At 39.7% G+C, this 12,495-nt stretch carries 11 protein-coding genes; 9 read left to right on the top strand and 2 right to left on the bottom strand.

Going from position 1 to position 12,495, the window contains the following annotated elements:
• Positions 1 to 103: 103 nt before the first annotated feature.
• Positions 104 to 298: a hypothetical protein gene (locus BGM26_RS18540; protein ID WP_217041775.1), complete on the top strand. Its 195-nt coding sequence runs from the start codon at positions 104 to 106 to the stop codon at positions 296 to 298.
• Here BGM26_RS18540 and BGM26_RS18535 read toward each other — a convergent pair whose 3' ends face one another.
• Positions 299 to 859 (bottom strand): hypothetical protein, encoded by a 561-nt coding sequence (locus BGM26_RS18535; RefSeq protein ID WP_217041774.1) that lies wholly within the window; start codon positions 857 to 859, stop codon positions 299 to 301.
• Positions 860 to 1,134: 275 nt separating this feature from the next.
• On the opposite strand from BGM26_RS18535, the gene BGM26_RS18530 reads away from it, so the two are divergent.
• Positions 1,135 to 1,374, top strand: coding sequence for a CsbA family protein (locus BGM26_RS18530; protein WP_217041773.1), 240 nt, complete (start codon positions 1,135 to 1,137; stop codon positions 1,372 to 1,374).
• Positions 1,375 to 1,870: 496 nt separating this feature from the next.
• On the opposite strand, the gene brnQ is transcribed toward BGM26_RS18530, so the two are convergent.
• Positions 1,871 to 3,217, bottom strand: coding sequence for a branched-chain amino acid transport system II carrier protein (gene brnQ, locus BGM26_RS18525; protein WP_217041772.1), 1,347 nt, complete (start codon positions 3,215 to 3,217; stop codon positions 1,871 to 1,873).
• Between the two features lie 445 nt (positions 3,218 to 3,662).
• Here brnQ and BGM26_RS18520 point away from each other — a divergent pair, with 445 nt between their 5' ends.
• From BGM26_RS18520 to BGM26_RS18490, 7 genes are all read left to right on the top strand, one after another.
• Positions 3,663 to 4,334 carry a GntR family transcriptional regulator gene (locus BGM26_RS18520; RefSeq protein ID WP_217041771.1) on the top strand — a complete coding sequence of 224 codons (672 nt, stop codon included), beginning with the start codon at positions 3,663 to 3,665 and terminating at the stop codon, positions 4,332 to 4,334.
• A gap of 637 nt (positions 4,335 to 4,971) precedes the next feature.
• Complete coding sequence (gene uvrB, locus BGM26_RS18515) at positions 4,972 to 6,951, top strand: excinuclease ABC subunit UvrB (RefSeq protein WP_217041770.1); 1,980 nt, start codon at positions 4,972 to 4,974, stop codon at positions 6,949 to 6,951.
• A 7-nt stretch (positions 6,952 to 6,958) separates the two neighbouring features.
• A complete protein-coding gene (gene uvrA / locus BGM26_RS18510) occupies positions 6,959 to 9,838 on the top strand; it encodes an excinuclease ABC subunit UvrA (RefSeq protein WP_217041769.1) in 2,880 nt (959 codons plus the stop codon).
• 227 nt (positions 9,839 to 10,065) lie between these two features.
• Complete coding sequence (locus BGM26_RS18505; RefSeq protein ID WP_217041768.1) at positions 10,066 to 10,410, top strand: hypothetical protein; 345 nt, start codon at positions 10,066 to 10,068, stop codon at positions 10,408 to 10,410.
• A gap of 112 nt (positions 10,411 to 10,522) precedes the next feature.
• The gene (locus tag BGM26_RS18500) at positions 10,523 to 10,843 is read left to right on the top strand and encodes a magnetosome magnetite crystal formation protein family (RefSeq protein WP_217041767.1); all 321 of its coding nucleotides are present in this window, start codon (positions 10,523 to 10,525) and stop codon (positions 10,841 to 10,843) included.
• Between the two features lie 20 nt (positions 10,844 to 10,863).
• Positions 10,864 to 11,979: a DUF4097 family beta strand repeat-containing protein gene (locus BGM26_RS18495; RefSeq protein ID WP_217041766.1), complete on the top strand. Its 1,116-nt coding sequence runs from the start codon at positions 10,864 to 10,866 to the stop codon at positions 11,977 to 11,979.
• A gap of 109 nt (positions 11,980 to 12,088) precedes the next feature.
• Positions 12,089 to 12,448: a phage holin family protein gene (locus BGM26_RS18490; protein WP_217041765.1), complete on the top strand. Its 360-nt coding sequence runs from the start codon at positions 12,089 to 12,091 to the stop codon at positions 12,446 to 12,448.
• The last annotated feature ends 47 nt before the right edge of the window (positions 12,449 to 12,495 follow it).

Below are 12,495 nucleotides of genomic sequence, written 5' to 3'. Positions count from 1 at the left end.
GCGGGAATTACAACTGGGAATGGCAGGGTATTAATGCTCACTAGATCTAGATTAAAAGTAGTAGCAGAGGGGCGGAAAATCTATTCCGAATATCGGTCACCGTGTGTCAATAATCAATGTCGAAAATCGCACCATCCGAACATTCGTTGTCAATAAAACAAGGAAGCCTGCTTCAGCTACGGACGGGGGCAGACTTGAAAGACCGATTGATATTACTTTTGGCAAGCAAAATGAAATGTATATCACTGATTTTAGGGTAGAGAATCTTATCTCGAAACGGGCGTCATCTGGAAAGTAATTAAAAGATAAATTTGACGAATCTTTTTATCAGAATTTTGCTTAATCCAACCCAAAGCCAACTGTAAAAAATAGAGAATACGAACACACACACGACAACAGAAAAACTCAAGGTTTGAGATACAGTAGGACCTAACACCGGAAAATTAAAACCATATAGTAAAACGTAAATACCAATGGCTAATCCCACGCCACCACTCACAATAATACTCAATTTTTTGTGCAGCAGATGAAAAGAAACACCAATAGCTAACCCTAAAAGCCCTGTTGTAAAAGGAAAAACAATCAGTTCACTCGGCTGTAAAATCAAAAGTAGGAGGGCTGTTAACACATAGGCGAAAAAGCCAAATCGAATCGAGAAAATCGCACAAACGATTATTGGGGCGGTTGACAAAGGGCTAATAAAATAGCCGACCCCTGGTAAAAAGCCCCCTGCCGATTGAAATAAAGCTGCCAAACTGCTTAAGAGAGCAACATACACAATCTTTTTCGCATTAGGCAAATTCCCAAAACCGACTTTCATTTGTTTCATTTTATTATCAAACGGATCATTATGATTCATTTGCATTCCTCCATTTTAGACCTCAATCCCATCGATGAGGCCACAATCCGCGAAAAGATAAAAAACTCAAACTCATATACTATATGCAAAGGAAAATTTTATTATTAGTACCATCCCAATCAAGCGCTTTTCCCCTAGGATTCCGTTTAGCGCCAATATTTAACATTATCATGCGAACGTTCAAATGTTCTTACTTGATTAGTACGCTGTCACTCATTTTTGTGGTAGGCTAAAGGTGATTGTTTTTGATTAAAAGGAAAAAGTAGGTGTAGTCTTTGTTGTTAAAATACTTATCGGCTCTACTGATTCCTGGTTTGTTGGTAGTGCTGTTTACGAGAGTGGCTTACAATCGAGTGATAGGTCTTGTTTTGACGGTAGCCTTAATTGCAGCTTCTGTTTATAAAGGCTATACAGATTCGATATGGCTTATTATTGTGGATGCTTTTTCATTAACAGTTGGCTTTTGGTACGCTCAAGGAATGAAACAGAAATCACAGCAAGTTCACGAAAAATAGATCAGATAATTAGAATTGATAATGTTGTCCCGTTCTGTGAATAATTCACTGATAAAGTAGGAAGTCGCTGATAAACACTGAAAGTGGCTGATATATCTGAAATGTCGCCGATAAAACGCCGATATATTTAAAAGTGAACGATACGGAGTCTACAGATTTAATAGGAGGGTGGTAATTTCCTTTTTTTCTTGGCTCCGTTAGTGATAATGTTGATAAACTAAGACTAGCGGGGCGATTTTGCCTGGTCGACAAAAACGCCACGTCCTGTGGCATTGTCGACACTAGCACGTCCTGTGCGTCGGAGAGAACCTTTTGAGCGATAGCGAGAACCGCTTCTCGGAAGGTAAATCGAACCAGCGTGTCTATCAACAACATTGTTTAACAAAGCCTTTTCTTAATAAGGCATCAGCAAAATCAATCAAACGTTTGATTAATGAGTGAAAATACTAAAAAAAGGCGTCTCTTCTTAAGTAGAAGAAACGCCTTTTTTATATGATTAGAATTTTTCCTTCACTTGCGGATTAGAATAGCTTCCTTTTTTTAACATACTTAAAGGATATCCTAGCAAACCACCGACGATTGCTGGCACGACCCAGCCTAATCCTACTGAATATAGTGGAAGTGCTGTGAATAGGTCATTGATTGCTTGGACCTGAATGCCTGCTGCACCTAATCCGTCAAATAAACTGACAACAAAGGTAAGTAATAAACTAATTTGATAAACCTCTGATTTCCCTTTAAATAGAGGATGCAAGAATGTTAAAAACATTAAACAAATAGCAAGTGGATAAATGGCGACTAAAACAGGAATTGAAATAGCTATTAATGTTGTTAAGCCAAAGTTTGCAAACACTGTGCTAAAAATAGAGAAAATGATCGCCCATTTTGTGTAAGAAATGCTTGGAAAAAGCTTGTTGAAATAGGCAGCACATGAAGTAATTAGCCCAATACTTGTTGTTAAACAAGCAGCGATAACAATTAGTGCAAGTAAAACCTTGCCATATGATCCGAAATAATAATCAGACACCGCAGCAAGAATTTGACCGCCATTTTCTAAATGACCAAGTCCAGCAACACTCGAAGCCCCAATATAGCCAAGTGCTGTGTAAATGACAGCTAAAAGTCCTGCAGCAATAAGCCCAACCTTCATACTTGAAGCCATAATTTGTTTCTTAGTTGTTGCTCCTCTATCTTTCATTGCGTTGATAATAAGAATTCCAAATACGAATGCAGCGAGTGCATCCATTGTTAAGTAACCCTCTTGGAACCCTTTGAAAAATGAATCATTTACATAGCTTTCAGTAGGTGCTTGAATTTGTCCAATCGGATTAACAAACGCTGTTACAATAAGAATACCGATAAAAATTAACAATAATGGCGTTAATACTTTTCCAACAATATCGACAAGTTTCGAAGACTTTAATGAAAAAAATAATGTAACTCCGAAAAAGATTAACGTAAAGACGAGCAACGGCAAAAAGCTATTTGTTTCACCTAAGAATGGTTTAAGTCCAATTTCATAAGAAACTGTGCCCGTTCTAGGAATCGCAAATAAAGGGCCAATTGCTAAATAAAGTGCAACTGTAAAGACAACACCAAAAACTGGATGGACCCGGCTTGCTAATGATTGTAAATCACTTTTACCTGAAAATCCTAATGCTAAAATCCCGAGTAATGGAAGTCCGACTCCAGTTACGATAAATCCGGCATTGGCGGCCCAAATATTCGTTCCAGCCGTTTGCCCAAGCATAACTGGGAAAATTAAGTTACCAGCTCCAAAGAATAGGGCGAATAACATAAAACCTACTGCAATGGTATATGAAAATGAACCTTTCGACGACATAATAAATCCCTCCAAAAATTATTCTGCTTAATATGTGTTATTTCTTCTATATTTCTACCATTCTAGAAATATATGGAATAATCAGAAGATTAACTATAATAAAATAATAAAAGCGCCTTTTTCTAAAGCTACCTCCTCTAAACATAAATAATATTAATATAATTTTTAGAATTAACTTAAATTATAAGTATGCAATATATTACTAAGTTAAAAGTACCATAGTAATTATATTTATGCAATATATTTCTGAAAATAAAGTTATATGGAAATATTATTAAAATAATAATTCACAATAATAAATATATTGTGGTAAAATGCAATATATTGCGATTATTATATTGAAACAATATAATAAATTCATTATCAAACAAAATGTTGTTGTATCGTTACCGGTTCAAGGATTCTTAATCGGAAAACAAGTATACATATTACAGGAGGTCAGATAATGCCCGTACCTTCCAATTTTTCAACACCAACTCGTATGAGTGCAAAGAAACGTGCTTTTTCACAAATTCTCGAATGGATCATTGACGGCACCCTTCATCCGAAGGAAAAGCTGAATGATGCGGATCTTGCCCAAGCCTTAGGAGTAAGTCGGACACCTATTAGGGAGGCTTTGCAATTACTTAATTTCCAAGGCTTTGTTGAAATGTATCCAGGCGTGGGTACTCAAGTTACTTCTATAAAAAAAGAGGATATTTCCAAAATCTTGCCGCCGCTAGGTGCATTACAAGCATTGGCTGCAGAACTTGCCACACCGATCATTAGCCAAGAAACGATTGATTCGCTGCGGGAACTTAACTCGAAATTTGCCCAAGCTATTAAGAATGGCGATTCTTATTTATCTTTAAAGCTAGATGAGGAATTCCATCAAAACATTGTAGACATTATTCAGAACCCATATATCGCAAATACAGTTTCAACACTTCAATCGCATGTTCGCCGGCTTAATTTTCATAACTCAATCATTATGACGCCGGATTCAATAGAAGAACACGAGGCAATTCTCCAGGCATTTGAGGAAAAAAATAAAGAAAAAGCAGCGAGTATTTCACGAACGAATTGGCTTCGAGCGATTGAATTATTCTATGCCGAACAAGGACTAGAAAAAAATTAGTAATCGCTTCTCTATATTTAAGGCTGTTTGCGCAAATTATTGTTGTTTTAGCCTTGAAATTTTGCCCGTTGATTTGCGCTGCGGGACTTGCTTCCGCGGGGAGGGACGGGAGCCTCCTCGGCGTTAACTGCCTGTGGGGTCTCCCGCTTCCCTCTATTCCCGCAGGAGTCAAGTGCCCTCCGCTCCAATCAACTCAGATTATTAAATAAAAATCACATTATAAAAGCAAAACACTTTACGAAAATACCCATATTTAATTACAAAAGACATGAGATAAAAAACCTGCCGAGCGATTCGACAGGTTTTTTTCATGCAATTACAGAAATAGCTGCTTCCGTAAGGATTCAATCAAACGTTTAATTAACAATATTCGACTAGATTCCCTTTCTTACATTACAAAAGCGCAATTTAATTACAATTTTCAACATAGGCCCATTTGAAAATGTTTGTAAATTAGATTCACTGAAAAAACAAAACGAATACTCGTTCGCATATTAGTGGTTTGTTTTATTGTCTTTGTGGTAGAATGGTAATAAGGATTTAAGTTAAAAACTTACAAATCAGCATCCTTCTGGTCATGATATTACAGTCTTTGCTGATTGATCATATAGGGAAAAATTGAACGGGAGGCTTTTCAGTGAACGACCAATTTAAACTAGTCTCAAAGTACACACCTCAGGGTGATCAGCCTGAGGCAATTAGACAAATTGTTGAGGGGATTCAATCCGGTAAGCGGCATCAAACGCTTTTGGGCGCGACGGGAACTGGGAAGACCTTCACGATCTCAAACGTAATAAAAGAAGTGAATCGGCCGACACTTGTCATTGCCCATAATAAAACGCTTGCCGGCCAGCTTTACAGCGAGTTTAAAGACTTTTTTCCGGATAATGCGGTCGAATACTTTGTGAGTTATTATGACTACTACCAGCCGGAAGCCTATGTTCCTTCTACAGATACATTTATTGAAAAAGATGCAAGTATTAATGATGAGATCGATAAGCTTCGCCACTCGGCAACGTCCTCATTGTTTGAACGCAATGATGTCATTATTATTGCCAGTGTTTCATGTATATATGGGTTGGGTTCTCCAGAGGAATACAGGGAGCTTGTTTTATCCCTTAGAACAGGAATGGAAATGGAAAGAAACCAATTGCTTCATAGACTAGTTGATATTCAATATGAGCGAAATGATATTGATTTTCAGCGTGGTACATTCCGGGTTCGGGGAGATGTCGTAGAAATTATCCCTGCTTCACGGGATGAACGCTGTATACGTGTGGAATTTTTCGGGGATGAAATTGACCGTATTCGAGAGGTAGATTCACTTACTGGTGAAATTATCGGGGATCGTGATCATGTAGCCATTTTTCCGAGATCCCACTTCGTTACACGTGAAGAAAAGATGCTTGTGGCCATTCAAAACATTGAAAAAGAACTGGAAGTACAACTGACGGAATTAAGATCCCAAAATAAGCTTCTAGAGGCCCAGCGCCTGGAACAGCGGACCCGTTATGATCTGGAAATGATGAGGGAAATGGGCTTTTGCTCGGGGATTGAAAATTACTCAAGGCATTTAACATTAAGACCTGCAGGCTCTACTCCGTATACACTTATGGACTTTTTCCCTGAGGATTTCCTTATTGTTATTGATGAGTCCCATGCTACATTGCCGCAAATACGCGGAATGTATAATGGTGACCAAGCGAGGAAAGCGGTCCTTGTTGACCATGGATTCCGTCTGCCTTCTGCATTAGATAATCGGCCACTAACGTTCCCAGAATTTGAAAAGCATATTAATCAAATTGTCTACGTTTCCGCAACCCCTGGTCCATATGAGTTAGAGCATACGCCAGAGACGGTTCAACAAATCATTCGTCCGACAGGGCTGCTTGATCCGACCATTGAAGTCCGACCAATTGAAGGACAAATTGATGATTTGATCGGTGAAATTCAAGATCGGATTAAGAAAAATGAACGGGTGCTTGTCACGACCTTAACAAAAAAAATGTCTGAGGATTTGACGGATTATTTAAAGGAAATCGGCATTAAAGTTCAATATTTACATTCTGAGGTTAAAACACTGGAGCGAATTGAAATTATCCGTGAGTTGCGCATGGGTACATACGATGTGTTAATCGGGATCAATCTTTTAAGAGAAGGGCTTGATATTCCTGAAGTATCACTCGTGACGATTCTTGATGCGGATAAGGAAGGGTTTCTTCGCTCGGAACGGTCACTAATTCAGACAATTGGGCGTGCTGCAAGAAACGCGAACGGTCATGTGATTTTATACGCTGATCGGATGACCAATTCAATGGAATTGGCGATAAGTGAGACGAAACGCCGCCGCACCATTCAGGAAGAGTACAATCAAAAACATGGTATTACGCCACAAACGATCCAAAAAGAAATTCGCGATGTCATACGTGCTACGCATGCAGCAGAGGAACAGGAAGAATACAAGACTTCTTTCAAGATTGGCAAGCTGAACAAGAAAGAACGCGAAAAGCTGATCGGCAATATGGAAAAAGAAATGAAGGAAGCGGCAAAAGCGCTCAATTTCGAACGGGCGGCCGAGCTGCGTGACTTAATTTTAGAGTTGAAAGCGGAAGGATGACGAACAAATGGCGATGGATAAATTAATTGTAAAAGGCGCCAGAGCCCATAATTTAAAGAATATTGATGTCACCATTCCGAGGGATAAGCTCGTTGTGCTGACGGGTCTTTCCGGCTCAGGAAAATCATCGCTTGCCTTTGACACGATCTATGCTGAAGGACAACGAAGATATGTAGAATCTTTATCTGCATATGCTCGCCAATTCCTTGGCCAAATGGATAAGCCGGATGTGGATGCGATCGAAGGCTTATCTCCAGCGATCTCGATTGACCAAAAAACAACGAGCCGAAATCCCCGTTCCACAGTAGGAACAGTGACGGAAATATACGATTATTTGCGACTATTATTCGCTAGAGTCGGGCGACCAACATGCCCTATTCATCATATTGAGATTACATCGCAAACGATTGAGCAAATGGTCGATCGAATTCTCGAATACCCTGAACGGACAAAGCTGCAAGTGCTCGCGCCGCTCGTTTCTGGAAGAAAGGGAACGCATGTAAAAGTTCTTGAGGATATAAAAAAACAAGGGTATGTGCGTGTCCGAATAGATGGAGAAATGCATGATCTTGGAGAAGAAATCGAGCTTGAAAAGAATAAAAAGCACTCCATAGAAGTGATCGTCGACCGGATTGTTGTCAAAGAAGGCGCCGCTTCACGCCTGGCAGATTCAATGGAAACAGCCTTGAAGCTTGGGAATGGAAAAGTACTTGTTGACGTAATTGGCGAGGAGGAGCTGCTTTTCAGTGAAAATCATGCCTGTCCACATTGTGGTTTTTCCATAGGGGAGCTCGAGCCGAGGATGTTTTCATTTAATAGTCCATTCGGTGCCTGTCCGGATTGTGATGGACTTGGCTCTAAATTGGAAGTGGACGTGGATTTAGTGATTCCAAATTACGACCTTTCGTTAAAGGAGCACGCCATTGCTCCATGGGAGCCAACTAGTTCCCAATATTATCCTCAGCTTCTAGAGGCAGTTTGCAGCCATTATGGGATTGATATGGATGTTCCCGTTAAAGACATACCAGAGCATTTCCTCGACAAAATTTTATACGGTTCAAAAGGAGAAAAAATCTTCTTCCATTATGAAAATGATTTCGGTCAAGTAAGGGAGAACTTGATTGAATTCGAAGGCGTTATTCGAAATGTAGAGCGCCGTTATAAGGAAACAAGCTCTGACTATATTCGCGAGCAAATGGAAAAGTATATGGCCCAGCAGCCATGCCCTGCATGTAAAGGCTATAGGCTCAAAACGGAAAGCCTCGCTGTTTTAGTATCAGGTCAGCATATCGGGAGGGTGACCGCTTTATCGATTGCTGAAGCCCATCAATTTTTTGATGACCTTTCTTTATCTGAAAAAGAGATGCAAATCGCGAATCTTATTTTTCGTGAAATAAAAGAGCGGCTAGGCTTCTTAGTGAATGTTGGGCTTGATTATTTAACATTAAGCCGTGCGGCTGGAACGCTTTCTGGAGGGGAAGCGCAGCGCATTCGGCTTGCGACCCAGATTGGTTCCAGGCTGACAGGCGTTCTTTATATTCTTGACGAGCCATCGATTGGCCTGCATCAACGGGACAATGACCGCTTAATTGAAACGCTAAAGAATATGCGTGAGATCGGAAATACGCTCATTGTTGTTGAACATGACGAAGATACGATGCTTGCTGCTGATTATTTAATTGATATTGGTCCTGGAGCTGGTGTGCATGGCGGTGAAATTGTCTCGGCAGGCACTCCAAAGGAAGTAATGGATGACCCGAATTCTTTAACGGGGCAATATCTTTCTGGGAAAAAGTTTATTCCGTTGCCAATTGAACGCAGAAAAAATGACGGTCGTTTTATTGAAATTAAAGGAGCAAAGGAAAATAACCTGAAAAATGTGAGTGCAAAATTCCCGCTTGGTACTTTCATTTCCGTCACAGGGGTTTCCGGATCAGGTAAAAGCACTTTAATTAATGAAATTCTCCATAAAGCCTTAGCGCAAAAACTTTATAAATCAAAAAGCAGGCCTGGGGAGCATAAAGAGATAAAGGGGATTGAGTATTTAGATAAAGTCATCGATATTGATCAGTCCCCGATCGGAAGGACGCCGCGTTCTAACCCTGCTACTTATACGGGGGTGTTTGATGATATTCGCGATGTCTTTGCGTCGACGAATGAAGCGAAGGTGCGCGGTTACAAAAAGGGCCGCTTCAGTTTTAACGTAAAGGGCGGGCGCTGTGAAGCATGCCGTGGAGATGGAATTATCAAAATTGAAATGCACTTTTTGCCAGACGTTTATGTCCCGTGTGAAGTGTGTCATGGAAAACGCTATAACAGAGAAACCCTTGAAGTTAAATATAAAGGAAAAAACATTGCTGACATTCTCGATATGACCGTAGAGGACGCGGTGGAGTATTTCGAAAACATCCCAAAAATTAGCCGTAAGCTTCAGACGATTTTTGATGTCGGACTTGGGTATATCAAGCTAGGGCAACCGGCTACAACCCTATCTGGCGGAGAAGCGCAGCGTGTGAAGCTTGCCTCTGAGCTACACCGGCGTTCGAATGGCCGCTCGCTCTATATTTTGGATGAGCCGACTACTGGATTACATGTTGATGATATATCAAGATTACTTATCGTCCTTCAGCGGCTCGTGGAAAATGGGGATACTGTTTTAGTCATCGAACATAATCTGGATGTCATTAAGGCCTCAGACTATATCGTTGACCTCGGCCCTGAAGGCGGGGATAAAGGCGGAATGATCATCGCTGCCGGCACCCCTGAAAAAATCGCCGAAGTGCCTGAATCCTACACAGGAAAATATTTGAAACCAATATTAGAGCGCGACCGCCTGCGCATGCAAAAGCATATTGAAGAAAAAGAGGCTAGTGTAGCGAATACTTAACTAGCTTGGAAGCAGTGCCGATCGGTGCTGCTTCCTTTTTTTTTCGCTAAAATTCTAATTTTTTCACTTGGTAATGAAAATCCCTGTTAGGGTATCCCCCTTTATGCGTTGTAAAAGCAATGAAAACACATTGTAACTTTATAGAAACCTAGGTGTAAACCAAGTAAGCTATAATGTCGCAAAGGACCGTTTGTTTTTGGTGTAGCAATCGAGTTAAGGAGGCTCAAATGGAAGCATATTTAGAAAAGTCTTTGGAAGAATGGAAAGAGGATATTTCAGAAGTCCTTGCCCAGATCAATCATGAATATGAAGAAGTGGCGCGGGAATTAAAGGTTTATACATATAAATACGGAATAACAAAGCAAGTGATCCAATCGACAGTGAATGAAGAAATCATCGAAAATATTCGGGAAATGTATCATAAGCCATTTGAAGAAAAGTATACGGACCTGAAAGAGTACATACGCGATCTTGATGAAAAAAGAAAAGTGTTTCAAATGTTCGTAAATAAGATTGATGAAGTAAAAAGAAAAGAATCTCCAAGGACTAGCCTTGCGGATGACTTTAAGTAAACTGAATGAAACTTTAACAAATGCCGTCTATATAAAAAGACGGTTTTTTTGTATTAAAAATTGAAACCTTATCGCTCCTTCTCCGTAAATAAAGCTAAAGGAGCCGATGGAAATGGAAACAAGTAAGGTGCTTTCAGCTTTAAGCTATTTTAGTATTTTGTTTGCGGGATTTATTTTTCCATTAGTGGTTTTCCTTGTGACAGAGGATAAAGTAACAAAGGATCATGCGAAAAAGGCATTCTTGTCGCATCTGATTCCACTCTTTTCAGTTCCGTTTGTTTTCATTCCATTTATTTTTCAAAATGGAATGAATCACAGAGAAATACCGATCTTTTTTATCGTCGGCATTGTCCTTTATATTCTTTTAAGCTTATTTGTGCTAATTTGGAATATTATAAAAGGAGTCAAAGTCCTCGCGAAAGAATCAAATTAATTTTATCTGGAGGGATTAGAATGAAGGATGAACGTAAACGGATCCTTAAAATGGTTGAAGACGGGAAGCTGACTGTGGACGAAGCCTTGTTATTAATGGAGGAGCTCGATAAAACAAGTAAGACAGTAGAAGAGAAGCAGCAAGAACTGATCCAAGAGCTTTCAACGGCTGTCCATTTTGAAGAGGCAAAAAAGGAAGAACCTTTTAACTATAAATTTCAATCCGCAAAAGATAAAATCATTGATTTTGTTGATTCTGCTTTAAAAAAAATAAAGGATTTCGATTTGGATCTCAATTTTGGCAAATCCGTTGAGATCTCACATATTTTCCAACATGCAGATGTGTATATGAGAGATATTGATATTGATGTGGCTAATGGGGCGGTTAAAGTTCTTCCATGGGACCAAAAGGACGTCCGAATTGAATGCCAGGCAAAGATTTTTCGAGTTGAAACACAGGAAGAGGCAAGGAGCCAATTTTTAAAGGATGTTATACTCACAATTGAGGGTCCGAAGCTTCGATTTGCTACACAGCAAAAATGGATGAAGCTCGAGGCAGTCATTTATATTCCACAAACGGAATATGAAAATGTGAAAATTCGTATGTTTAACGGCTCGATTGAAAGTAAAGGCTTAATGATAGAAAGCTATAAAGCGAAAACAGCCAATGGAAAGATCACTTTTCAGGATATAAGAAGCAAATATGTGGAAGTGGAAACAGCGAATGGGCAAATCACTATTCAAAAAAGCATGATCGATAATCTTGAAGCAGAGACGCTTAACGGTGCCATTACTGTTGATGGGGATTATCGAAAAATAGATCTTCAGTCTTTTAATGGGGATGTTTTCTGCGCTGTCAGCGGGGATAGATGCGAATTCTTGGAAACAAAAGCAGCTACCGGTGGGATCGAGTTACAGTTACCGCATTATGTGGCTGTTAATGGTGAGCTTAAAACAAATCTTGGCGGGTTTAATGTAGAGCTTGATGGAATTCAAATCTTAGAAGAAAAAAGTGAAGTGATTCAAAAGGTGCTTCGCTTTAAATCTGTGAAAGATGCAGACAAAGGACTAAGGCTTATTGCGGATACGAAGACGGGGACTATCCATGTAGGTAAAGGAAAATCGGTGTCATTTTAAGGAGGAAAGCTAAGTAAAAAAGCTTGCTCTTGTGACAAGGCGGTATCGCCCAATAATCGGAATCGAATGTTGATATATTTGTTGTACGAAAAGAAGAGGTGTCTCGAAAATGAGATGGATAATCGGAATATTAATCAATGCAATCTTGTTCGTCGCAATTGCCGGCTTCTTTGGAGATGCCTTTTATATATCGGGCTTCGGAGCAGCCGTGGGGGCAAGTGCGATTCTTTCGATATTAAACATCCTTGTTAGGCCGATATTAATTATCCTCACACTGCCGATCACTTTAGTGACGTTGGGCTTATTTTTGTTCGTCATTAATGCGATTACGTTATTAATTACGGATCGAATGATGGGGAGTTCTTTTGAAATTGCAGGATTCGGTACAGCTTTTCTTGTGGCGATCATTTTGTCTTTTGGTAACATGATCATTCAGAAAGCAGTTTTTGAACCGGCAAAGAAAAAATAATCTACACAGAAAAGCGAGCCAGCACATCTTATAGGGCCCGCTTTTTT

Source organism: Bacillus sp. FJAT-29790 (genome assembly GCF_019039215.1).
GTDB lineage: Bacteria > Bacillota > Bacilli > Bacillales > Cytobacillaceae > Cytobacillus.
The sequence above is the reverse complement of the archived record's forward strand: the minus strand, read 5'-3'. Positions and strand labels throughout refer to the sequence as shown.

Bases quoted from the DNA above. Each gene is read 5' to 3' on its own strand.
- BGM26_RS18535 (WP_217041774.1), bottom strand. From the start codon at position 859: ATGAATCATAATGATCCGTTTGATAATAAAATGAAACAAATGAAAGTC.
- brnQ (WP_217041772.1), bottom strand. From the start codon at position 3,217: ATGTCGTCGAAAGGTTCATTTTCATATACCATTGCAGTAGGTTTTATG.
- BGM26_RS18520 (WP_217041771.1), top strand. From the start codon at position 3,663: ATGCCCGTACCTTCCAATTTTTCAACACCAACTCGTATGAGTGCAAAG.
- uvrA (WP_217041769.1), top strand. From the start codon at position 6,959: ATGGCGATGGATAAATTAATTGTAAAAGGCGCCAGAGCCCATAATTTA.
- BGM26_RS18505 (WP_217041768.1), top strand. From the start codon at position 10,066: ATGGAAGCATATTTAGAAAAGTCTTTGGAAGAATGGAAAGAGGATATT.
- BGM26_RS18500 (WP_217041767.1), top strand. From the start codon at position 10,523: ATGGAAACAAGTAAGGTGCTTTCAGCTTTAAGCTATTTTAGTATTTTG.
- BGM26_RS18495 (WP_217041766.1), top strand. From the start codon at position 10,864: ATGAAGGATGAACGTAAACGGATCCTTAAAATGGTTGAAGACGGGAAG.
- BGM26_RS18490 (WP_217041765.1), top strand. From the start codon at position 12,089: ATGAGATGGATAATCGGAATATTAATCAATGCAATCTTGTTCGTCGCA.